Consider the following 21,360-nt stretch of genomic DNA (forward strand, 5'->3'; position numbering starts at 1 on the left):
AAACACTTCAAGCTTGCGTTTGACAGAGCACATGCCGCATCGTTATTTCTGGCGATATACGACGACCACCTCACCACAATCGACCAAAAGCGGCCCGCAGGGAGCGAAACCATGTCACACGATCTGCAATTCTATATCGACGGCGCCTGGGTCGATCCCGTGGTGCCGAACACTCTCGACGTCATCGACCCCTCGAACGAAGACGCTTTCGCCCAGATTTCACTCGGCTCCAAGGCCGATGTCGACAAGGCGGTGGCCGCCGCCAAGCGCGCTTTCGCCACTTTCGGCTTCACCTCGGTCGAGGAACGGCTCGATATCCTCAACCGCGTCATCGAAGTCTACAAGAAGCGCAGCAAGGACCTTGCGCTCGCCGTTTCGCGCGAGATGGGCGCGCCGCGGCAGATGGCGCTGGACAGCCAGGTCGGGGTCGGCCAGGCACATCTGGAAAAGATGGCCGAGGTGCTAAAGAGCTTCCAGTTCCGTCATGTCAAAGGCTCCTCGCTCATCGTCAAGGAACCGATCGGCGTCGTCGGCCTGATCACGCCGTGGAACTGGCCGCTCAACCAGATCACCTGCAAGGTCGGCCCGGCGCTTGCCGCCGGCTGCACCATGGTGCTGAAGCCGTCGGAGATCGCGCCGCTCGACGCCATCATCTTTGCCGAGATCATCGACGAAGCCGGCGTGCCGAAGGGCGTCTTCAACCTCGTCAACGGCGACGGTCCGGGCGTCGGCCAGGCGCTGGCCAGCCATCCGGATGTCGACATGATGTCCTTCACCGGTTCGACCCGAGCCGGCATCCTGGTCGCCAAGGCGGCGGCCGACACGGTCAAGCGCGTGCATCAGGAACTCGGCGGCAAGTCGGCCAACATCCTGTTCCCCGATGTCGATCTGGAGCGGGCCGTCACCAAGGGCGTCGCCGGCTGCTTCGGCAACAGCGGCCAGTCCTGCAACGCGCCGACCCGCATGTTCGTGCCGCGCGACCGCCACGACGAGGCGGCCGGCTATGCGAAGAAGGCGGCGGAGAAATTCACCGTCGGTCCGGCCGACGCTCCCGCGTCCAAGCTCGGCCCGGTGGTCAGCCAGATCCAGTTCGACAAGATTCAAGCTTTGATCCAGAGCGGCATCGACGAGGGCGCCACGCTGGTGGCCGGCGGCCCCGGCCGCCCGGCCGAGCTCAACCGCGGCTACTACGTCCGCCCGACCGTCTTCGCCAATGTCACGCACGACATGCGCATCGCCAGCGAGGAAATCTTCGGGCCGGTTCTGTCGATCATGCCTTACGACACGGTGGAGCAGGCGGTCGAGCAGGCCAACGACACCGTCTTCGGCCTCGCCTCTTACATCCAAGCCAGGGACATCGAGAAGGCGCGCGACGTGGCTGCCCGCATGCGCTCCGGCAATGTCTACATCAACTACCCAACCTGGGATGCGGGCCTGCCTTTCGGCGGCTACAAGCAGTCCGGCAATGGCCGCGAATATGCCGAATACGGCCTGGAGGATTTTCTCGAGATCAAGGGCATCGCCGGTTACGAGGCGGCGGAGTAGGCATCACGGGTCGAACCAGGCCTCCGAAGAAGCTTATGAAGGGCGCGGCCTCGGCCGCGCCTTTTCATTCGGGCTGACCGCGCAGGTCAGACGTGGCCGTAGAAATCCCGGTGCACGGCGACGGAATAGGCATAGTCCAGCAAGGTCGACCAGCTGAACACGGGCATGTCGATTTCGCGCTGTATCGCCCGGCCAAAGGGCTGAAACCCGGTGCACTCCAGGACCATGGCTCCCATGTCCGAATGGGCGGCGGCGAAATCCTTCGCGACCTTGACGATGTCGCGCTCGGCCAGGTCATAATCCGCGGTAGGGATTTCGGGCCGGATGTCCTTTGTCCAGAGATTGTCGAATTGTGGGGTCTTGCCGTCATCCTTGGCGCCGTGGACGACATAGTTCGTTCCGAGCGTCACGCCGACCGAAGTCAGGTGCCGGTCACTGAGCCGGTCGCCCTCGGCGACGAGAATGCCGACGACCTTTTCGGGACCGATGATCATCTGGGCGAGGGGCACCTGCAGCAGGCTCGACGCGAAAACCGGCACATCGACGCTGGCCGCGATCTCCTTCTGGAACCAGGCGAAGTAGCCGCATTCGGCGGCGATCGCCCGGCATCCCATGCGTTCCAGCTTCCGCGCGGCCCCGACGATCGGCTCGAGCAGGGCTTTCTTGTCGTCGCCGCGGACGAGGTTCTGGATGTCCACGCCTTCGGCGATTTCATACTGGATCGGAAAGGGATAGGCGCTGGCGTTGCGCACGTCGCCGGGGAACCCGGGATACACCTCGTCGAGAATGATGATGCCCAGGCCCATTCCATAGCAGGAATGATTTTTGCGGGCATGAATTCGTTGAACCCCTGAATCGCGAGCCGTCATCCAAATCTCCGCACATCGTTGCGGCGAAGCTAGTTGCTTATGAATGCGCCAGGAAATAGCGTTTCGTTATGGTCATCCAAAGACGCTTATGAAGGTGCCCGTCATGCTTTCCCGACGCGGTGAGATATCCGTGCGCCGTGTGCGCAGCCTGCTGACAGTGCTGGAACTGAACTCGTTCACCCAGGCCGCGGAAGAGCTGGGCCTTACCCAGCCGGCCATCTCGCAGCACGTCACGCAGCTGGAAAAGCAATTGGGCTTCACGCTCCTGGTCCGCGACCGCGAAGGGCTTCGGCTCAGCCCCGCCGGCAGTTCGCTGCTGCCCGGGCTGCGGCGGCTTGTTGCGGGCAACGAGGCGATCGTCGATCAGCTCGCTTCGCTCAGCCTCGGCACCGAGCAGATCCTGCGGGTTGCAAGTGTGGCGTCCTTCGCCGCGATGTTCATTGGCCCCGCCTTTCATGCGCTGCGGCCCCGGTTCCCGAACCATGTGCTCGATATCGTGGAGATCGACAGCGAGGAAACGTTTCAGCTCGTGAGGTCGAACGAGATCGATTTCGGCATCAGCAGCGTGTTCGTTCCGTCGCCCGGTCTGCTGTTCGAGCTGCTCTGCCAGGACGGCGCCTGCGTGGTCCTGTCGACATCGCATCCTCTCGTCGCCAGATCCGAGCTTGCCGATGAAGAGGTGCTTGCCGAACCTTTCATCCGCTTTCCCTCGGGAACGACATCGGGCAATTGGCTGGCCATGATGTCGGAGCGGTCCGGCCTGCAGCCGAGAACCGTCGTCGAGGTGCGCCAGCTGATGACCGGCTGCCAGCTCGCGCGGCAGAACATCGGCCTGACCGTCGTCCCCGAGATCGCCGCCAGATCGTGCCCGCTGCCCGGCCTTGCCGTTGTTCCGTTGCGGGATGGCCTGCCTCCGAGAAAGCTGGGCGTGGTCACCAGCGAGTTTCACCAGCCGTCGCAATTCGAGAATGCCGTTCTCGCGGAGCTTCGCAGGATGACCCAGCCAGTCGAGGTTAAGCCGAGAGACGCCCTTCGGCGGCAGGCAGATGGTTGAAAACCGCCGACCTGATCACGAGTCCGTCCGCCGCGCGAAATGCTCATACGTCACACGCCAGGGATCGCCATCGGCGGCTCTTTCCTCCCCGATCCAATGAAAGCTGTCGGCCGTGATCTCGGTGAAGCGCCATCTCGCTTGCAGGCCCCGCCAGTCTTCCCCGATCTGGACGATGTCCTTGCCCTCGGCCCGTCCGATCTGGCGTGAATAATCCTGGTTGAGCGGATCGCTCCAGATGATGTGCCAGCCACCGATCCCGGGATCGAAGATGCGCAAGGTCGTGCCGTACATGGTGGACGGGGCAGGGCGCTTGGGCCTGATCCAGAGGTCCTGGATGGCGCGGCCTTCGAGCACCCAGCCGAAATGGCATTCGCCAGTCGATTTCTGGATGGCGCCGTCATCGAGGTGATGGATCGTATCCATGTCCCAGCTCCCGACCAGCCATCCATAGAGACTCATCTCCTTCCGCCGCTCGGTTGGAGAACCTTCGGACGTAAGGGCAGTGAAAAACGAGGATATTGGCATGATCTTTCTCAACCGAACGGCAGGGCAGCGGCCATGCGCTGACAACCCTCGCAGCGTTGCCGGTTCCGGGCTTGGGAAAAATTGCTGTAATGCGGCGATGGATCAAACTGCCGGCAAGGCGACTGGCGTCCACGCACCATGCTTTGAATGCGAGACGTCAGCGCGACGCTGGTGGGAAATATGCCCCCTCTATTCCCCGTCAATCCGGCACCATCTCGCGATCCGGGCAAGCTCATTTGCTGCTGCTCCGCATCCATGTGGAGGCGTCGCCCACCGGATAGCCGCGCAGGTCATGCCCAGATATCGATACCGACCGGGAGGTTGGCCTTGCTGACTGAGGGCGGCGAGCGGCCCGGCAGCACTTCGAACAGAAAGAGCCCCGCCGGCGAGATGCCTGCGGGGCTCTTTCAGCGGACGTGTCGATTACCGACGATCGCTTCCGCGGCCATCATGGTGGCTGCCATGCGCACCGTTCAGGCACTGGGTCCAGTAATCGTCGTGATTGCTGCAGGAGTTGATAGTCGCCTGCTGAGCATAAGCCGAGCCAACGAGCCCAGAAGCAGCAACAATTGCAAGAACTGCATTACGAAGGAACTTGGTCATTTCATTTTCCTTTGTTTTTAAATCCGGTCGAGCCGGTCGATGACGGTTTTGCCGCGCATTCGTTTCGGTCCGATGGCGCCTGGGCGCGTATTTGTTTCGAAAAGGAAACTGCGCGATGGCGGCAGATCGATTCGGCCGGGGGCCTTGAACTCATTTGCACGCAAATGTTTCAGGGCGAACTGTTCCGGTTACGGGCCTCCTGTTTCCGTGCAATGCGACGGAAACATTCATCGATCATTTAGCTCGCCATAACGAAGGCAGCAGGGATCGACCCCCTCCCTGCCACGGCGAACCAGGGATGAGATCTATGTCGATACTGAAGACGTTGAACCGCATGGGCGCGGCCTTGAAATATGCGCAGGATGCCCGCAACCCGACGCGGATGCGGAACGGGCTGCCGTCCGACAATCAGTCGGATGTTTGCTGGCAAGTAATGCCGACAACCAAACATTTGTCGTCGAACACTTGGGGCGCGATCTGAAATAGCGATCGCTCCCAAGCCGGATCATTGATGTGCAGATGGCACGATCACGTTGCAAGCTTCGGGTAACGGGCCGCAACCGCGCCTCTCGGCACCTCCCGAGCTCGTCGCGAGTGTGTTTGCGGCTTACCCACGTCCCGCCTCGATGATACCGACCATTGCCCGGGTAAATTCGACCATGCTGTTTGCCGTCATGGCTGCATTGTCGGGAGACTGCCCGATATGCTCGGCCGCTCCGCAGCATGACCGGCGGATGCTGTCGTAGTATGGATCTCTCTCATCGTCCGGCATCGTCGCCAAATTGAGGGCGCGACGATGGATCATGCGCAACAGCTGCGCCAATGCCGTTTCGACACTCATGCGTTTGCTCCGCATCGGTCGGGCGTCTCGGCATACTGGGTGCCGGATCGTCGATCGGGGGCCTCCCGATTCGAACAGGCTGCGCCTCAGCCGTTAACATATCGTTTATTGCTAATATAACTGCAGATCGGGCGGAGCTCAGCCCATGGCGAAGCGCACTGTGATGTTTGGTAATTCGCGGAAACTTGTGGCTGGGGAACCTGGATTCGAACCAGGACTAACGGAGTCAGAGTCCGTGGGTCTACCGTTAACCTATTCCCCAGCAGGCGCGATTGGTATCGCGCGAAGCGGGCGGCTTATGCGCCGCGAGCGCTGCCTTGTAGCCGCCATCGAAAAATAGTCAAGCCCGCAGCAGAGATCAACCGCAGGCTTTTTGAGCCTTTGTCCGATGCATGTCGTTCGCCCAAAACCGCTCCGCGCTTTTGGGCGACAGCATTGGCTCCGCCGCCAGACGCCGAAGGGCTTCAGTTCTCCTCGCGGCTATATTGCGAATGCTCGAAATAGAGCACCACGCCAAGGCCGATCAGCAGCGGGATGATGAGATAGAACAGGCGGAACACCAGAAGGGCGGCGAGCACGCCGACTGGGTCCATGTCCGAAAGGCCGGTGAGGAAGACGAACTCGAACACGCCGAGCGCGCCCGGCGCGTGCGACAACAGCCCGATCGAGAACGACACCATGAACACGCCGAGCACGACGAAATAGCCGGGATTGCCAACCTCGGGCAGGGCAAAATAGATGATCGCGGCGGCCCCAAGCAGTTCGACCGGCCCGATCAGCAATTGCCGCGCCACGATCGGCAGCGCCGGATAGTGCAACTGGAAGCTGCCTATCTTAAGCGGTCTGAGCCGCAACCAGCTGCCGAAGGCGTAGGCGCCGACAAGGATGAGCATGGCGAGCCCGGCGGCGAAGGCCGCGCCGTGATGCGGCGCGCCCGTGAAACGATCGATGATCTGGGGTTCGAGCAACAGCACGAGGCCGCCGAGGAAAACGCTGGACAGGATGAAGGTGAACCAGCAGATCGCCACCAGCACGCCGACCTCCTGGCCGGTCAGTCCTCTCGTGGCGTAGGCGCGGTAGCGGATGACCGCGCCGGAAAACACCGAGCCGCCGATATTGTGCGACACCGCGTAGGTGGTGAAGGAGCACAGCGTGACGAACAGCCACGATACCTTCTTGCCGATATGCAGCAACGCGATGTGGTCGTAGCCGGCGAGCGCGGCGTAGGCGACGATTGAGCTCAGCGCCGCGAGCAGCCAGCCGCGCGGCGGGATGGCGGAGATGCCGATCCAGACATCGTTGAGCGAAATGCCGCGCAGTTCGTGAATGAGCAGCCACAGCGAGAATGCGACGGCCGCGATGCCTATGACCGGCCAGAAATAGCGCCTCCAGTTCATGGCGTCGTCATCATGCGTTGCAGCTCATTGATAGATGTGCCCAAAACCCTTTCGAACCCTCATTTGAGACATGCCCGATTGAAGCCGGCTATTCAACCGGCAAGACATTGCCCCAACGTGACGCTGGCAAAATGCGACGTTAGCGAAATTCGGCCATGCGCTCTTGGTGATTGCGAACGGCGCTGCTACTCTGCCCTCAACTTGAAACAAATCGAGGTGCCTGCTGCGTCCGTTCCCGGTTCGCGCGGCGCCGGAAGGAACTGAAGTGGAAGACCACGATACCGGCGCGGGCGCGTCGGCAGTGGGCATGTCCGGGGCATCGCCGACGCAATCGGCGGGCCAACACACGGCGCGATTCAGCCGCCACGCGGGTGCGCACCAAAGACATGCCGACCCCAGACATGCCAACCAGAGGCAGGCTGGCGCAAGTCAGGCCGACCAGCACGGCGATCAGCCGAAAGGCAAGACGCGCAAGCGCCGCAAGCGCAGGCGCGGCCGCAAGGTGTTCGCGCGCGACGACAGCGGTACGCTGCCGCATGCCGCGCCTGCCAGCACGGCGGCAAACCAACCTCGGAACGCGCCGCCACAGGTTGAGCCAAGGCTGTCGATCCCACAGCGTCCGCCGCAGCAGGAATTGCCGGTTTTCGCCGCGCTCGACCTCGGCACCAACAATTGCCGGCTGCTGGTCGCGGTGCCCGGCCGTCACGGCCAATTCCGCGTCATCGACGCTTTCTCGCGCATCGTCAGGCTGGGCGAGGGGCTGACGGCCAGCGGCCGGCTAAGCCAGGCCGCGATGGACCGCGCCGTCGAGGCGCTGAAGATATGCGGCGAGAAACTGCGCAACCGCAAGATCAGGAAAGCCAGGCTGATCGCCACCGAAGCCTGCCGTTCGGCCGCCAACGGCGTCGAATTCCTGGACCGCGTCGAGCGCGAGGCCGGGCTGAAGCTCGAAATCATCGACCGCCAGACCGAGGCCCGCCTTGCCGTTTCCGGTTGCGGCTCGCTGGTCGAGCGCGACACGCAGGGCGTGGTGCTGTTCGACATTGGCGGCGGCTCGTCCGAAATCGCCCTGATCGACCTGACCGGGCGGCGCTCTCCGCGGCTCGCCAATCACATCGTGTCGTGGACTTCGCTGCCGGTCGGCGTGGTGTCGCTCGCCGAGCGCTTCGGCGGACGCACGGTGACGCGCGAGACCTTTGCCGCCATGGTCGACGACGTGGCCGCGCGGCTGAAGGTCTTCGACGGCCGCGATCGGCTCGCGCATGTGCTGGCCAGCCCGAACTTCCATCTGCTCGGCACCTCGGGCACGGTGACGACGCTGGCCGGCGTGCATCTCGATCTCGAGCGCTACGACCGCCGCCGTGTCGATGGCCTCTGGATGGATCGCGACAGCGTCGATCGTATGATCGAGCGGCTGATCGGCTGGGATTTCCAACAGCGCTGCGCCAATCCCTGCATCGGCGCCGACCGCGCCGACCTGGTGCTCGCCGGCTGCGCCATACTGGAAGCGATCCGCGGTGTCTGGCCGTCCGAGCGGCTGCGCGTCGCCGACCGCGGCCTGCGCGAGGGAATCCTGAGCGAACTGATGGCCGATGACGGCGTCTGGCGTGGCGATGGTGGGCGCCGGGCATGATCCCAAAAGGTGGCCGCGTTGTTTTGATCAGCAGTCGACCCCCGCTCCGTCGAGCTTCGCTCGACACCTCTCCCCCGATCGACGGGGAAGAGGAAAGGCGCGAGGTCGCCAGCCTTGGCTCCCTTCCTCTCCCTCCGGAGGGGGGAGAGGTGGCGCCGCGAAGCGGCGACGGAGTGGGGGAAGCCCTCCGTGAAACGCGAAGCCGTCGCAAAACCGGCACGATGAAGCGAGCGAGAAAAAGCGGACCAGAAATCCTGATGCCGAATCTCAAGACCGGGCCAGCGAAAAGTGGCGATCGGTTTTCTCACAGGATCATGCTCGGGCAAGAAATCAGGCAATGACCAAGAAACCCGAAAAGCCAGGATCTGCCGGCATTCGCGTCCTCAAGACCAGGATCAAGAAGAAGAGCGGCTTGAAGGAGTCTTCGCGCCGCTGGCTCGAGCGCCACATGAACGATCCTTATGTGCAGCGCTCCAAGGCCGATGGCTACCGCTCCCGCGCCGCCTACAAGCTGATCGAGATCGACGACAAGCATCGTCTGCTGAAGCCCGGCATGAAAGTGATCGACCTGGGCGCCGCGCCCGGCGGCTGGTGCCAGGTGGCGGCGGCGCGGACGAAGTCCACGGCGGACAATCCGCATGTCGTCGGCATCGACTATCTCGAAATGGACGCGGTCCCGGGCGCCGTCATTCTGCGGATGGATTTCCTCGATCCCGACGCACCGCAAAAACTTGCCGAGGCGCTGGGTGGCCAGCCGGATGTGGTGCTGTCCGATATGGCGGCACCCACGACCGGGCACCGCCGCACCGATCATCTGCGAACCATGCATCTGTGCGAAGTCGCGGCCGATTTCGCTCTGCACGTGCTCAAGCCCGGCGGGCATTTCCTCGCCAAGACATTTCAAGGCGGCGCCGAGAACGAGCTTTTGTCACTGCTGAAGCAAAATTTCCGCTCGGTCCATCACGTCAAGCCACCGGCCTCGCGGGACGAGTCGGTGGAGCTTTACCTGCTGGCGAAGGAGTTCAAAGGTCCTGGAACTTCGTCATTCTAGGGTCTGCGAAGCGTAGACCCTAGAATCCTGTGTGTTGGTTCTGGCATGGATTCCAGGGTCTGCGCGCGTCGCTTCGCTCCTTGCTCCGCCCTGGCATGACGAAGTCACGCAGGGCGGCGCCGTGAGCTACTTCCCCGCTGTCCCCACCGTTTCCAGCGTCTTTGGCGTGGTCAGGTGGCCGTGGCCCGAGACGGCGTTGCCGGCGTCCGGCGCCAGCCGCATGAAGGTGATCGATGCCGCCGCCGAAACGGCCGCCACGATGAAGAAGGCGATGTGGAAGTCGCTGAGCGTCAGCGGCCCGCCATGGATGGACGTCGATACTTCGAGGATGCCGCCCGCAAGCGCAACGCCGAGCGCGATCGACAATTGCTGGAAAACCGCCGTGATCGGCGTCGCCTTGCTGGTGTCGGCGGGCGCGATCTCGGCATAGGAGAGCGCATTGACGCCGGTGAAGAACATCGAGCGGATGAAGCCGCCGACCAGAAGTATCGCCAGCATCAGCGCATAAGGCGTCTGCGGCGTGAACAAGCCGTAGATCGCGATCGAGGCGGCCGCGACAAGCGAGCCCCAGATCAGCACCCGACGGAAGCCGGCGAGGCGGAAAAGGAGTGCCGTGACGAACTTCATGCCGATGGCGCCGATCGCCGAGACGAAAGTGATCATGCCCGACTGGAAGGGCGTGAGCCCGAAGCCGATCTGGAACATCAGCGGCAAAAGGAACGGCACCGCGCCGATGCCGATGCGAAACAGCGAGCCGCCGAGCACGGAGGATCGGAACACCTGGTTGCGGAACAGCTCCAGCGCCAAGAGCGGGTTCCTGGCGCGCCGGGCATGGAGGAGATAGAGCATCCCCGAGACCACGCCGACGGCGACAGTGATGAAGCCCGCCATCGGCGGCAGCGCCGGCAGGCTGACGACGGAAAGGCCGAACACGACGCCGGAAGCGGCAAGCCCCGAGAGCACGAAGCCGGGGAAATCGAGCGGCGGCGTCTGGGCAGGCTCCGTCTTGGGCAGATAACGCGTGGCGAGCCACATGCCGATCAGGCCGATCGGCACATTGATGAGAAAGATCCAGTGCCAGGTGAAATAGGTGGTGATGAAACCGCCGATCGGTGGGCCGACCAGCGGGCCGACCAGCGCCGGCACGGTCAGCCAGGACATTGCCGCGACGAGCTCGTTCTTCGGCGTGGCGCGCACCAGCACCAGCCGGCCGACCGGCGTCATCATCGCGCCGCCCATGCCTTGCAGGAAGCGCGACACAACGAAAGCCGGCAGCGAATTGGCGAAGGCGCAGGCGACCGAGCCGGCGATGAAGACGCCGATCGCGGCGCGAAACACGTTCTTGGCGCCGAACCGGTCCGCCATCCAGCCGCTGATCGGAATGAAGATCGCCAGCGACACCAGATAGGCGGTCAGCGCCAGCTTCAGCGCGATCGGGCTAGTGTGGATGTCGACGGCGATCGCCGGCAGCGACGTCGCGATCACGGTCGAATCCATGTTCTCCATGAAAAGTGCGACCGCCAGGATGAGCGGGATGATGCGGTTCAAGGGAAACGCCCTGATTTGTCTTCGCGATTCTAGCCCGGTTTGGGGGCGAACCGGTGCGACGGGGCGGTTATCACGCCTCGGCCCGGATGTCGCATTAAATTGCTGTCACTTTTGCGGGATCGCAACCACTGGTAGGGCAAATTTTTCGGCGGAATGTCGTTCTACCGGGCGTATTGTCATACTACCGATCTGCATGGAGTGCTGGCATGGACGACATCGTCTCCATAGCTGACGTCGAACGCAAACTCTCCTTCATCCTGCGTGGAGCCAGTGAAGGACAGAGCTATGTCGTGGTCAGCAATGGGCGGCCTGTGGCGCGGATCGTTCCCGCCGACACGCAGGAACTATTGCCCTACTCGCGCGCAGCGTTGTTGTCGCGGCTCGAGCAACAGCCGGTCGTCGCTGTCGAAAACTGGACACGCGACGATACTTACGAACGCTAGCGATGAACGCTTTGGCTCGAAACGGGTGCTGTCACCTCGCAACGATCGGCTTTTCAACCGCCACAGGACGTGTTACCAGCCAGCGCCAATCCTGAAAGGGAAGATGAGAGTCGGCGCTGGCCAATCGGCCCAGCGCCTTTTCCGCATTCAAAAGGACTGGCCATGGCAAAAATCATCGAAACGTCCACCGGCGCGCTGGCGCTGACCTTCGACGACGTGCTCTTGCAGCCCGGCCATTCCGAAGTCATGCCGGGCGAGACCGACATCCGCACCCGCATTGCCGGCGACATCGATCTCAACGTGCCGATCCTGTCGGCGGCGATGGACACCGTCACCGAGGCGCGGCTGGCGATCGCCATGGCGCAGGCCGGTGGCATCGGCGTCATCCACCGCAATTTCTCGCCGGCCGAGCAGGCCGAGCAGGTCAGGCAGGTGAAGAAATTCGAGTCCGGCATGGTGGTGAACCCGGTCACCATCGGCCCGGACGCCACGCTGGCCGACGCGCTGGCGCTGATGCGCACCTATTCGATTTCGGGCATTCCAGTGGTCGAGAATGGCGGCAGCGGCGGCCACACGGTCGGCCGGCTCGTCGGCATCCTCACCAACCGCGACGTGCGCTTCGCTTCCGATCCGGCGCAGAAGGTCTACGAGCTGATGACGCGTGAGAACCTGATCACGGTCAAGGAGAATGTCGACCAGGACGAAGCCAAGCGTCTCCTCCACAAACACCGCATCGAGAAGCTGGTGGTGGTCGACAGGAATGGCAATTGCGTGGGCCTGATCACCGTCAAGGACATCGAGAAGTCGCAACTCAACCCGCATGCCACCAAGGATGCCCAAGGGCGCCTGCGCGCGGCGGCCGCCACAAGTGTCGGCGACGACGGTTTCGAGCGCGCCGAGCGCCTGATCGACGCCGGCGTCGACCTTCTGGTCATCGACACCGCGCACGGCCATTCGCAGCGCGTGCTGGACGCGGTGGCGCGGGCGAAGAAGCTCTCCAATTCCGTGCGCATCCTGGCTGGCAATGTCGCCACCGCCGACGGCACGCAGGCGCTGATCGACGCCGGCGCCGACGCCGTCAAGGTCGGCATCGGCCCGGGCTCGATCTGCACAACCAGAATCGTGGCCGGCGTCGGCGTGCCGCAGCTTTCGGCGATCATGTCGGCGGTGGAGACCGCGCATAAGTCTGGCGTGAGCGTCATTGCCGACGGCGGCATCAAATATTCGGGCGATCTGGCCAAGGCGCTTGCCGCGGGCGCAAGCGCAGCAATGATCGGCTCGCTGCTTGCCGGCACCGACGAGAGCCCGGGCGAGGTCTATCTGCACCAGGGCCGCTCCTTCAAGGCTTACCGCGGCATGGGCTCGGTCGGCGCCATGGCGCGCGGCTCGGCCGATCGCTACTTCCAGGCCGAGGTCCGCGATACGCTGAAACTGGTTCCGGAAGGCATTGAAGGGCAGGTTCCCTACAAAGGACCTGTGGCTGGCGTGCTGCACCAGCTTGCAGGCGGCCTGAAAGCCGCTATGGGTTATGTGGGTGGACGTGACCTTGCAGATTTCCGCGAGCGCGCCACTTTTGTGCGCATATCCAATGCCGGACTTCGTGAAAGCCACGCCCATGACGTCACGATCACCCGCGAAAGCCCCAATTACCCGGGCGGACTTTGATCGAGAGGCCGATCGGCCCGACCGCCAGGGGCTGTGGCGTGGCTTGAGCGTGGCGGTGCTGCGGCTGTCGCGGCACGCGGCGGCGCTGTCCATTGCCTCGATCGCGCTTTTCCTCGTCATGACGGCGCTGGAGTTTCTTTATTTCCAGCGCTTGAGCGGCGGCTTGGCCGCGCTCGACATGCGCGTCGCCGGCTTCACGCCCGACGAAGGCATGGCGTGGCTCACAGCACTCGGCCGTCGCGGCGGCGAGATCATCATCGTCTGGCACTATTTGACCTTCGACCTTTTATTCCCGGCGCTGCTGTCGCTGACACTGGTCAGCCTCATCCTTGCCTTCGGGCGGCGGCTCAGCACCTTCCGCGCCATGCCGGCGCAGATGCAGGCCCTGTTCGCGCTCGTGCTGGTGTTGCCCTATACGGTCGCCGACTATGCTCAGAATTTTGCCCTGGCGCGGCTGCTCTCCGATTTCCAGCTGGCCAATCCCGATTCGCTGGCCTTCGCCTCTTTGCTGACCGTCACCAAATTCGCGCTGCTGGCCATTCCATTCTTTGTCGTCGCATTCTTCGCGCTGGCCGGGCAGCGGCGGCGCTGACGGGAGGGAGGCGGACAAATGCACCAGACCGCCATCTTCTGGCCGATGCTGGCGCATGTGCTCCTGGTCTACATCGTCTATCTGGTGATGCTGAAGCGGCGCTATCTCGCCGTGAAGTCCGGCGAAGCGAAGGTCGGCCAGTACAAGGTCCGCTCCACCGAGCCGGCCTCGAGCGTCACCGTCGCCAACAATCTGATCAACCAGTTCGAGCTGCCGGTTCTCTTCCACGTGCTCTGCCTGGCGCTGTTCGCCACCAATGGCGTGAACTACCTGACGCTGGCGTTGATGTGGCTGTTCATAGTCACGCGCTATGTGCACGCCTGGGTGCATCTCGACAGAAACTATGTGCTGCACCGCAGCCGCGCCTTCTTCCTTGGCGCGGGTATACTTCTAATCGCCTGGTTCTGGTTCGCGCTGCACCTGCTCGCGGTGGTGTGACGCTAGAGCGTTTCACCGTTTCACGGAAACGGTCTATCTCTTTGTTTTTACGAACTTTTCCTGGAATTGCTCTAAAGGTCGAACACCGCGATCCGGCGCTTGTCGAACTTGATGCCGATCTCGCCGCGCACCAGCCTCAGCGCCTGCTCGCCGAAAACGGCGCGCCGCCAGCCCTGCAGCGCCGCCACGTCGGCTTCGTCGCCCTCGGCGGCTATGCGGTCGATATCGTCGCTGGAGGCAAGCACCTTGGTGGCGACGCCTTCCTTCTCCGCGACGATCCTGAGCAACACCTTGAGCAGCTCCGACGCCGCGCTCGATCCTTCCTGCGGCTGGACGCTTTTCGGCAGTTTCGGCATCGCATCCTTGGGCAGGGAAAGGGCGGTATTGACCGCGCCAAGCAGCGCGGTTGCCGTCGCGGAGCGCTCCCAGCCTTTCGGCGTGGTGCGCAGCTTGCCGAGCGCCGCCGCGTCGCGCGGCGCCTGCTGCGCGATCTCGTAGATCGCATCATCCTTGAGCACGCGGCCGCGCGGCACGTCGCGCTCGCGCGCCTCCCGCTCGCGCCAGGCGGCCACCGCCTGCACGATCGCCAGCTCCTGCGGCTTGCGCAGCCGCATCTTCAGCCGCTTCCAGGCATCCTCGGGATGCGGATCGTAGGTCTCGCGCGAGGTGAGGACATCCATCTCCTCGTTCAGCCAATGGGCGCGGTCCTCGCGCCTCAGCTCGGCGCTGAGATGCTGGTAGACCTTGATCAGATGGGTGACGTCGGCGAGCGCGTATTCGAGCTGCTTGTCGGAGAGCGGCCGGTGCCGCCAATCGGTGAAGCGCGAGGATTTGTCGAGCCGGGCTCCGGTGACCTTCTGGACAAGCTGGTCATAGGAAACGCTGTCGCCGAAGCCGCAGACCATCGCCGCCACCTGCGTGTCGAACACTGGATGCGGCACCAGATCGCCGAGATGGACGATGATTTCGATGTCCTGCCGCGCCGCGTGGAAGACCTTCAGCACCGCTTCGTTGGCCATGAGCCGGAAAAACGGTTTCAGGTCGATGCCGGGCGACAACGGATCGATAAGCGCCTCAATCCCAGGCGCGGCGATCTGGATCAGGCAGAGGATCGGCCAGAAGGTCGTCTCGCGGATGAATTCGGTATCGACGGTAATGAATTCCGACTTTTCGAACGCCGCGACAACGCTCTCGAGTTCTTCTTGTGTGGTGATGACCTGCATCAAATCGCTTTTGGCACAATATTAAGCCTCTTTCAATTTCAGCCGCGCGCCCTTTCGTCAAGCCGCCGCAGCGTAAGCGGTGGCCCGATCGCCGGATTCTCCCATGCGAAATCGCGCCGCGTGCCGACGCGCCAACCTGCGATGTCCCTCAAGCCGTCGCGGTCCGCTCCACGGCTGCTTTCAGAATCGGCAGCGTGCCGCCCCAGTAGAGGCTGGCATGCGGGCGACATCTAGCCCTGCATCATGTCGGTTCGGTCACGCTGCGCCAGACGTCGGACAACGGTGCCGCAATCGTGATCGACTTGACGATGGGCGAGCGGTTCATGCCTCGTAGGCCCGCGCCGGTACTCTCTCTCCCGTCGTGTCGGATCCTGTTCCGTCCGTTACGGCGTTCGGCGACGGTCGCCGGCCGAGCGCGCCCGCTGCCGCCAGGCTGAGCACGATGAACGGTATGCCGATGCCATAGGCCGAGCGGATGCCCCAGTGATCCGAGACGAAGCCGAGCAGCGGCGGGCCGAGCAGGAAGGCGACGAAGGAGATCTGCGACAATGCGGCAACATTGATCGCGGCGGAGCGGTCCGTCATCTGCGCGGCCGCCGAAATCGCCAACGGAAAGATCGCGCTGCAGCCGATGCCCATGAGCGCGAAGCCCAGCATCGAGACGAAGGGCAGGGGCGAGAAGAAGACGATGAACACGCCGGCAGCCATCGTTGCCAACAACACGCGCGCCACGCCGCTCGGCGAGTGGCGGTCGACGATGCTGTCGGCGAAGAAGCGTGTCGTCGCCTGCGAGAAGGCGAACAGCGCCACGGTGATCCCGGCAACGAAGGGCCCTGAGTCGAACACAGTGCGCATATAGATCGCCGACCAGTCCATGCTGGCGCCTTCCATCAGCATTGCCGACAGCGTCACCGCGACGAGGATGAGGATCGGCAGCGTCGGCCGGGCGAACATCGGCGCTTTGTCGCCCGACGTGACGAAGCGGGCGGGCGCCGGTTGGAAGCCGCCGAGCAACAGCGCCACCGCAACCGCCACCATCGGCACCACCAGCGCCAGATGCAGTTGCGGCGACAGGCCGAGATGCGCCAGCGCGCCGCCGAACAGCCCGGCGCCGAAGAAGCCGATGCTCCAGAACGAATGCGCCCTGTTCATGATGCGGCGCTTGAGCAGGAACTCGGTCCTGTCGGCCTCGACATTCAAGATGATCTCGATGCTGCCGATCATCAGTCCGACCGGGAGCAGCATCAGGAACAACGCGGCCGGGCCCGGCGCGTGCACCGCGACGGAATAGGCAAGCGCCAGCAGCGGCACCAGCCACAGCAGCGCGCGGCGAAAGCCGACGCGCTCCAGGATCGGCGTCGCCAGCGTCAGCGCGATCAGCGTGCCGATCGGCGTCCCGATCAGGGCGAGTCCCAGCGTGCCGTCCTCGATCCGCATGGCATGCTTGATGTCGGGCAGGCGCGGGAAGATGTTGCCCATGGCGAAGGAATAGATCGCGAAGCCGGCATAGACGCGGTGCTGCGGAGCGAGTTTCAGGCCAAGGGTCATCACGGGCAATCCAACAAGGAGATTTTGGCGGGCGACCTCTTCGCGGTCCGCCAGCGATTCTGTTTCTTGCATGAACAGGCAAAACATGCAATAACGTGCACAAATAAATAGGATCGTGCATGCTCACCGAAGAACGCCACCAACTCATTCGCGACCGGCTTGCGGCGGACGGAAAGGTGCTGGCGGGAGAGCTCGCCAGCCGTTTCGGCGTGTCGGAAGACACGGTGCGCCGCGATCTCAGGGAATTGGCGAAGGCCGGGCAACTGCGCCGCGTCTATGGCGGCGCGGTCGCTTCCGCGCCCTTTGCCGCCGCGACGCTCAGCCAGCGCAGCCGTCATGCGGTCGAGGAAAAAACGCGGCTCGCCAGGGCGGCGGTCGGGCTGCTGAGCGCGGGGCAGTCGCTGTTCATCGACGGCGGCACGACCAATGAGGCTATCGCCAGGGCGATCCCGCGCGACATCCAACTGACCGTCGCCACCAATTCGCTGGGCGTCGCCTCGGCTCTGACGGACCTTCCCCTGGTCGAGCTGATCGTGCTCGGCGGCCGCTATGTGCCGGATCTCGGCACCTGCGTCGGCGCCGACACACTCGCCGCCGTCGCGCAACTCGGCGCCGATCTGTTCTTTCTGGGCTCCTGCGGGCTGGATGTCGCGCGCGGCGTCACCGCCTTCGATTCGGCCGAAGCCGAGGTGAAGCGCGCCATGGCGAAAAACAGCGCTGGTATCGTCATTGCCGTCACCAACGACAAGCTTGCCACCGCCGCGCCCTATCGCGTGGCGAAGGCGGATGCGATCCGCCATCTCGTGGTGGAAAAGAGCGCGCCTCCCGCCACGCTCGCCGCTTTCCAAAGCCAGGGCGCGCAGATCCACTTTGCTTGAGCGGCTGCGGCAGCGCGCCTGTGTGACCGCTTGCCTTGACAAAGCCGGCCTCTCATGCGCTTTTCGCGCCAATTTTCGAGCCGGGCCGACGCCCGCAATTTCCGGACTTTACCCATGACCACGCATCGTTACCGCAGCCACACCTGTGCCCAGTTGAGAAAGAGCGACGTCGGCAATTCCGTCCGCCTGTCGGGCTGGGTGCATCGCGTGCGCGACCATGGCGGCCTGCTTTTCATCGACCTGCGCGACCATTACGGCCTGACCCAGATCGTCGCCGATCCGGATTCGCCGGCCTTCAAGGTGGCCGAGACACTGCGCGGCGAATGGGTGATCCGCGTCGACGGCGAGGTCAAGGCGCGGCTGCCGGAAACCGTCAATCCAAACCTGCCGACCGGCGAGATCGAGATTTTCGCGCGCGAGATCGAAGTGCTGTCGGCCGCCAAGGAGCTGCCGCTGCCGGTGTTCGGCGAACCTGAATATCCCGAAGACATCCGCCTGAAATACCGCTTCCTCGACCTGCGCCGCGAGACGCTGCACCGGAATATCGTGGCGCGCACGAAGATCATCGCCGAGATGCGCAAGCGCATGGGGGAGGTCGGTTTCACCGAATTTTCGACTCCGATCCTCACCGCCTCGTCGCCGGAAGGCGCGCGCGACTTCCTGGTGCCGTCGCGCATCCATCCCGGCACCTTCTACGCGCTGCCGCAGGCGCCGCAGCAGTACAAGCAGCTGATCATGGTCTCCGGCTTTGACCGCTATTTCCAGATCGCGCCCTGCTTCCGCGACGAGGATCCGCGCGCCGACCGCCTGCCGGGCGAGTTCTACCAGCTCGACCTCGAAATGAGCTTCGTCGAGCAGGACGACGTGCTCAGCACGATGGAGCCTGTCCTCCGCGCGGTCTTCGAGACGTTCGCCGCCGGCAAGCCGGTGACGCAGAAATTCCGCCGCATTCCCTATGACGAGGCGATGCGCACCTATGGCACCGACAAGCCGGATCTGCGCAACCCGATCGAGATGCAGGCCGTCTCGGATCATTTTCGCGACTCCGGCTTCAAGGTGTTCGCCAACATCCTCGCCAACGATCCGAAGGCCGAGGTGTGGGCCATTCCGGCCAAGACCGGCGGCAGCCGCGCCTTCTGCGACCGCATGAATTCCTGGGCGCAGGGCGAGGGGCAGCCGGGGCTCGGCTACATCTTCTGGCGCAAGGAAGGTGAAAAACTCGAAGGCGCCGGCCCGATCGCCAAGAACATCGGCGAGGAGCGCACCGAGGCGATCCGCCAGCAGCTCGGCCTCGCCGATGGCGACGCCGCCTTCTTCGTCGCCGGCGACCCGAAGAAGTTCGTCACTTTCGCGGGCGCCGCGCGCACCCGCGCCGGCGAGGAGCTGAACCTCGTCGACCGCGAGCGCTTCGAGCTGTGCTGGATCGTCGACTTCCCGTTCTTCGAATGGAACGAGGACGAGAAGAAGATCGACTTCGCCCACAATCCGTTCTCCATGCCGCAAGGGGGCATCGACGCGCTGAATGGTGAGGAGCCGCTCGGCATCAAGGCGTTCCAGTACGACATGGTCTGCAACGGCTTCGAGATCGCGTCGGGCGGCATCCGCAACCACCTGCCGGAAACTATGGTCAAGGCATTCGAGATGGTCGGCCTGGACCGCGCGACGGTGGAGGAGCGCTTCGGCGGCCTCTACCGCGCCTTCCAGTATGGCGCGCCGCCGCATGGCGGCATGGCGGCGGGCGTCGACCGCATTGTCATGCTGCTCGTCGGCGCCAAGAACCTGCGCGAAATCACCATGTTCCCGATGAACCAGCAGGCCTACGACCTGCTGATGAGCGCGCCTTCCGAAGCCACCCCGCAACAGCTGCGCGAGCTGTCGCTGCGCGTCGCGGTGGCGAAGAAGGACTAAAGGCAGCCTAGCAACTGCCCTTTCTCCCCGTCACTATACGGGGAGAAATGTCCGGCAGGACAATGAGGGGCAGCGCGGATGCTGGCGATTTGCACGCGGTCGTAACAGCTGGGGCCTTCTGACAGGCAGTCGGTTCAGCACCGAATTACATATTCGCAAGCGTCGGCGCTGCCCCTCATCCGCCTGCCGGCACCTTCTCCCCGTATAGAGACGGGGAGAAGGGAACTGACTTCGATCAGTCCTGGTTCGCCTTGACCTTGACGCCCAGCGTCTTCGGCAGGTCGAGCGGGTTGGACATGGCGCCGGCCATGATCAGCGCGAACGGCACCGACGACGGCGGCTCGGCCGAGATTTCCAGGCTCTTCGGGTCGTCGAGGAAGGTGTTGACGGCAGCCGACACCTCGGCCGTCAGCTCGGGATTGTTGAGCTGCGCCATGCCGAACGGCACGATCGCCTTGGCCTGGTTGGCGACGTCCTTGGACGACATGCCCTGCTGCTTGCCGACATAGTCGAGCACCTTGCCGGTGAGCGAATCGTCCTCGAAGCGCACCGAGGCGCCGTTGAAGGAAAGCTGCTGCATCAGGCCGAGCATGGCCATGCCTTGCGCGGAATTGTCGGCGCCTTCCGGTTGGGCGGCGAGCTTCTTCTGCATCTCCTGCATCGACTTGATGAAGTCGACCGTGTAGCCGCCGAGGTCGAAGGTCATGCCGAGCGTGCCGGCATTCTCGACCGAGACGTCATATTTCGACAGCTCCATCTTGCCGTCGCTCGGCTGCCAGGTGCCGGCCATCGCGATGTTGCCCGAGATGTTCTGGTAGCCCAGCGCCTCGATCGCTTCCTTCGACTTCGGATCGTCGACCAGCGACAGGTCGGCGGTGAATTTTTCGGTGTTGGCGGTGAAGTCCATTGCCTTGCCGTCGGCCGGCGGGGTGATCTGGACGGCAAGCCCGTCCATCGCGAACGCGGTCTTGTCGCCGACTTTGACCGTCATGTTGGAGAGTTCCGCCGACTTGTACATCATCAGCGAGCCGAGCGGATCGGTGCCGCCTTCGGCGGGAACCTTCATGTCGTGGATGACCACCGGGCTGAGGTTGAGCGTCACGCCATCCTTGCTGTGTTCGAAAGGCGAGGTGGAGACGGTGGCGATCTCATAGCCGCCATTGGCTTCGCTGACCCCTTCCAGCTTCACGTCGCCGATCGGCAGCGCTTCCTTCTCGGCCGCCGGCTTGATGGACACACCCTGCAGCACGGCGTTCGAATCGTCGCCGGAGACGCCTGTCCAGGAAATGTCGACGCCCTGGGCGGCAAGGGCTGCCTTGATGCGCTCGGCCACCGCCGGATCGGCGGCGAAGGCCGCGTTGAGCGGCAGCGTCAGCAGAAAGGTCGAAAAAGCCAGTTTCTTGAGCGTTGAGCGTTGGATTGTCATGGCGAGTTCCCTGTCCTGATTGGCTATGTGAAATTGTTTTGAAATCTGCTCCATCACCATTCCGTGACGAACGGGACGGGAAAAAGGCATTTCCGGCCCCATTTGTCGAAAACGGCGATGAAAAGCAAACGCCGGTCGGCAGCCATTGCCCGATGCGGTGAATTTGTCATGAA

General features: G+C 63.6%; 20 protein-coding genes and 1 tRNA gene. 11 read left to right on the top strand and 10 right to left on the bottom strand.

Features of this window, described 5'->3' with window-relative positions:
* Positions 1–111: 111 nt before the first annotated feature.
* A complete protein-coding gene (locus FJ414_RS03480; protein ID WP_140641318.1) occupies positions 112–1,545 on the top strand; it encodes an aldehyde dehydrogenase family protein in 1,434 nt (477 codons plus the stop codon).
* 86 nt (positions 1,546–1,631) lie between these two features.
* Here the strand turns inward: FJ414_RS03480 and FJ414_RS03485 are convergent, their stop codons facing one another.
* The gene (locus tag FJ414_RS03485; RefSeq protein ID WP_140641320.1) at positions 1,632–2,414 is read right to left on the bottom strand and encodes an aspartate/glutamate racemase family protein; all 783 of its coding nucleotides are present in this window, start codon (positions 2,412–2,414) and stop codon (positions 1,632–1,634) included.
* A gap of 139 nt (positions 2,415–2,553) precedes the next feature.
* On the opposite strand from FJ414_RS03485, the gene FJ414_RS03490 reads away from it, so the two are divergent.
* Positions 2,554–3,468 (top strand): LysR family transcriptional regulator, encoded by a 915-nt coding sequence (locus FJ414_RS03490; protein WP_181181511.1) that lies wholly within the window; start codon positions 2,554–2,556, stop codon positions 3,466–3,468.
* Positions 3,469–3,483: 15 nt separating this feature from the next.
* Here FJ414_RS03490 and FJ414_RS03495 read toward each other — a convergent pair whose 3' ends face one another.
* On the bottom strand, positions 3,484–3,927 hold the full coding sequence (locus tag FJ414_RS03495; protein ID WP_246672288.1) for a hypothetical protein: 444 nt from the start codon (positions 3,925–3,927) through the stop codon (positions 3,484–3,486).
* Positions 3,928–4,416: 489 nt separating this feature from the next.
* The gene (locus FJ414_RS03500; RefSeq protein WP_140641327.1) at positions 4,417–4,596 is read right to left on the bottom strand and encodes a hypothetical protein; all 180 of its coding nucleotides are present in this window, start codon (positions 4,594–4,596) and stop codon (positions 4,417–4,419) included.
* Positions 4,597–4,903: 307 nt separating this feature from the next.
* On the opposite strand from FJ414_RS03500, the gene FJ414_RS31355 reads away from it, so the two are divergent.
* Positions 4,904–5,077 (top strand): hypothetical protein, encoded by a 174-nt coding sequence (locus FJ414_RS31355; protein ID WP_181181512.1) that lies wholly within the window; start codon positions 4,904–4,906, stop codon positions 5,075–5,077.
* 126 nt (positions 5,078–5,203) lie between these two features.
* Here FJ414_RS31355 and FJ414_RS03505 read toward each other — a convergent pair whose 3' ends face one another.
* From FJ414_RS03505 to FJ414_RS03515, 3 genes are all read right to left on the bottom strand, one after another.
* Complete coding sequence (locus FJ414_RS03505) at positions 5,204–5,437, bottom strand: hypothetical protein (RefSeq protein ID WP_127306973.1); 234 nt, start codon at positions 5,435–5,437, stop codon at positions 5,204–5,206.
* 188 nt (positions 5,438–5,625) lie between these two features.
* A tRNA-Gln gene (locus FJ414_RS03510) sits at positions 5,626–5,699 on the bottom strand.
* Positions 5,700–5,901: 202 nt separating this feature from the next.
* A complete protein-coding gene (locus FJ414_RS03515) occupies positions 5,902–6,834 on the bottom strand; it encodes a YbhN family protein (RefSeq protein WP_140641329.1) in 933 nt (310 codons plus the stop codon).
* A gap of 265 nt (positions 6,835–7,099) precedes the next feature.
* Between FJ414_RS03515 and FJ414_RS03520 the strand changes: the two genes are divergently transcribed.
* Both FJ414_RS03520 and FJ414_RS03530 read left to right on the top strand, forming a co-directional pair.
* On the top strand, positions 7,100–8,467 hold the full coding sequence (locus FJ414_RS03520; protein WP_140641331.1) for a Ppx/GppA phosphatase family protein: 1,368 nt from the start codon (positions 7,100–7,102) through the stop codon (positions 8,465–8,467).
* Between the two features lie 337 nt (positions 8,468–8,804).
* Positions 8,805–9,518 (top strand): RlmE family RNA methyltransferase, encoded by a 714-nt coding sequence (locus FJ414_RS03530; protein ID WP_140641333.1) that lies wholly within the window; start codon positions 8,805–8,807, stop codon positions 9,516–9,518.
* A 126-nt stretch (positions 9,519–9,644) separates the two neighbouring features.
* Here the strand turns inward: FJ414_RS03530 and FJ414_RS03535 are convergent, their stop codons facing one another.
* Entirely contained in the window at positions 9,645–11,066 is a 1,422-nt protein-coding gene (locus FJ414_RS03535) for an MFS transporter (RefSeq protein ID WP_140641335.1), read from the bottom strand.
* 206 nt (positions 11,067–11,272) lie between these two features.
* Here FJ414_RS03535 and FJ414_RS03540 point away from each other — a divergent pair, with 206 nt between their 5' ends.
* The 4 genes from FJ414_RS03540 (at position 11,273) to FJ414_RS03555 (ending at position 14,204) form a co-directional block, all read left to right on the top strand.
* A complete protein-coding gene (locus FJ414_RS03540) occupies positions 11,273–11,509 on the top strand; it encodes a type II toxin-antitoxin system prevent-host-death family antitoxin (RefSeq protein ID WP_140641337.1) in 237 nt (78 codons plus the stop codon).
* A gap of 162 nt (positions 11,510–11,671) precedes the next feature.
* Positions 11,672–13,174, top strand: coding sequence for an IMP dehydrogenase (gene guaB, locus FJ414_RS03545; protein WP_140641339.1), 1,503 nt, complete (start codon positions 11,672–11,674; stop codon positions 13,172–13,174).
* Entirely contained in the window at positions 13,098–13,766 is a 669-nt protein-coding gene (locus FJ414_RS03550) for a hypothetical protein (RefSeq protein WP_246672289.1), read from the top strand. Before guaB ends, FJ414_RS03550 begins: the two co-directional genes overlap by 77 nt.
* 18 nt (positions 13,767–13,784) lie before the next feature.
* Positions 13,785–14,204, top strand: coding sequence for an MAPEG family protein (locus FJ414_RS03555; RefSeq protein ID WP_140641341.1), 420 nt, complete (start codon positions 13,785–13,787; stop codon positions 14,202–14,204).
* 71 nt (positions 14,205–14,275) lie between these two features.
* Here FJ414_RS03555 and rnd read toward each other — a convergent pair whose 3' ends face one another.
* Positions 14,276–15,427, bottom strand: coding sequence for a ribonuclease D (gene rnd / locus FJ414_RS03560; RefSeq protein ID WP_140641343.1), 1,152 nt, complete (start codon positions 15,425–15,427; stop codon positions 14,276–14,278).
* A 321-nt stretch (positions 15,428–15,748) separates the two neighbouring features.
* The gene (locus tag FJ414_RS03565) at positions 15,749–16,975 is read right to left on the bottom strand and encodes an MFS transporter (RefSeq protein ID WP_140641345.1); all 1,227 of its coding nucleotides are present in this window, start codon (positions 16,973–16,975) and stop codon (positions 15,749–15,751) included.
* A gap of 119 nt (positions 16,976–17,094) precedes the next feature.
* On the opposite strand from FJ414_RS03565, the gene FJ414_RS03570 reads away from it, so the two are divergent.
* Both FJ414_RS03570 and aspS read left to right on the top strand, forming a co-directional pair.
* Positions 17,095–17,853 (top strand): DeoR/GlpR family DNA-binding transcription regulator, encoded by a 759-nt coding sequence (locus tag FJ414_RS03570; RefSeq protein ID WP_140641347.1) that lies wholly within the window; start codon positions 17,095–17,097, stop codon positions 17,851–17,853.
* Between the two features lie 114 nt (positions 17,854–17,967).
* A complete protein-coding gene (aspS, locus tag FJ414_RS03575) occupies positions 17,968–19,761 on the top strand; it encodes an aspartate--tRNA ligase (protein ID WP_140641349.1) in 1,794 nt (597 codons plus the stop codon).
* A 235-nt stretch (positions 19,762–19,996) separates the two neighbouring features.
* Here the strand turns inward: aspS and FJ414_RS03580 are convergent, their stop codons facing one another.
* On the bottom strand, positions 19,997–21,187 hold the full coding sequence (locus tag FJ414_RS03580) for a hypothetical protein (RefSeq protein WP_140641351.1): 1,191 nt from the start codon (positions 21,185–21,187) through the stop codon (positions 19,997–19,999).
* Positions 21,188–21,360 lie beyond the last annotated feature (173 nt).

The sequence above is a fragment of the Mesorhizobium sp. B3-1-6 genome (genome assembly GCF_006439555.1).
Classification (GTDB): Bacteria; Pseudomonadota; Alphaproteobacteria; order Rhizobiales; family Rhizobiaceae; genus Mesorhizobium.

Excerpts from the sequence above, each read along its gene's own strand:
- FJ414_RS03480 (WP_140641318.1), top strand. The coding sequence starts at position 112 with ATGTCACACGATCTGCAATTCTATATCGACGGCGCCTGGGTCGATCCC.
- FJ414_RS03485 (WP_140641320.1), bottom strand. The coding sequence starts at position 2,414 with ATGACGGCTCGCGATTCAGGGGTTCAACGAATTCATGCCCGCAAAAAT.
- FJ414_RS03495 (WP_246672288.1), bottom strand. The coding sequence starts at position 3,927 with ATGAGTCTCTATGGATGGCTGGTCGGGAGCTGGGACATGGATACGATC.
- FJ414_RS03500 (WP_140641327.1), bottom strand. The coding sequence starts at position 4,596 with ATGACCAAGTTCCTTCGTAATGCAGTTCTTGCAATTGTTGCTGCTTCT.
- FJ414_RS31355 (WP_181181512.1), top strand. The coding sequence starts at position 4,904 with ATGTCGATACTGAAGACGTTGAACCGCATGGGCGCGGCCTTGAAATAT.
- FJ414_RS03505 (WP_127306973.1), bottom strand. The coding sequence starts at position 5,437 with ATGAGTGTCGAAACGGCATTGGCGCAGCTGTTGCGCATGATCCATCGT.
- FJ414_RS03515 (WP_140641329.1), bottom strand. The coding sequence starts at position 6,834 with ATGAACTGGAGGCGCTATTTCTGGCCGGTCATAGGCATCGCGGCCGTC.
- FJ414_RS03530 (WP_140641333.1), top strand. The coding sequence starts at position 8,805 with ATGACCAAGAAACCCGAAAAGCCAGGATCTGCCGGCATTCGCGTCCTC.
- FJ414_RS03540 (WP_140641337.1), top strand. The coding sequence starts at position 11,273 with ATGGACGACATCGTCTCCATAGCTGACGTCGAACGCAAACTCTCCTTC.
- guaB (WP_140641339.1), top strand. The coding sequence starts at position 11,672 with ATGGCAAAAATCATCGAAACGTCCACCGGCGCGCTGGCGCTGACCTTC.
- FJ414_RS03550 (WP_246672289.1), top strand. The coding sequence starts at position 13,098 with ATGCCGGACTTCGTGAAAGCCACGCCCATGACGTCACGATCACCCGCG.
- FJ414_RS03555 (WP_140641341.1), top strand. The coding sequence starts at position 13,785 with ATGCACCAGACCGCCATCTTCTGGCCGATGCTGGCGCATGTGCTCCTG.
- rnd (WP_140641343.1), bottom strand. The coding sequence starts at position 15,427 with ATGCAGGTCATCACCACACAAGAAGAACTCGAGAGCGTTGTCGCGGCG.
- FJ414_RS03565 (WP_140641345.1), bottom strand. The coding sequence starts at position 16,975 with ATGACCCTTGGCCTGAAACTCGCTCCGCAGCACCGCGTCTATGCCGGC.
- FJ414_RS03570 (WP_140641347.1), top strand. The coding sequence starts at position 17,095 with ATGCTCACCGAAGAACGCCACCAACTCATTCGCGACCGGCTTGCGGCG.
- aspS (WP_140641349.1), top strand. The coding sequence starts at position 17,968 with ATGACCACGCATCGTTACCGCAGCCACACCTGTGCCCAGTTGAGAAAG.
- FJ414_RS03580 (WP_140641351.1), bottom strand. The coding sequence starts at position 21,187 with ATGACAATCCAACGCTCAACGCTCAAGAAACTGGCTTTTTCGACCTTT.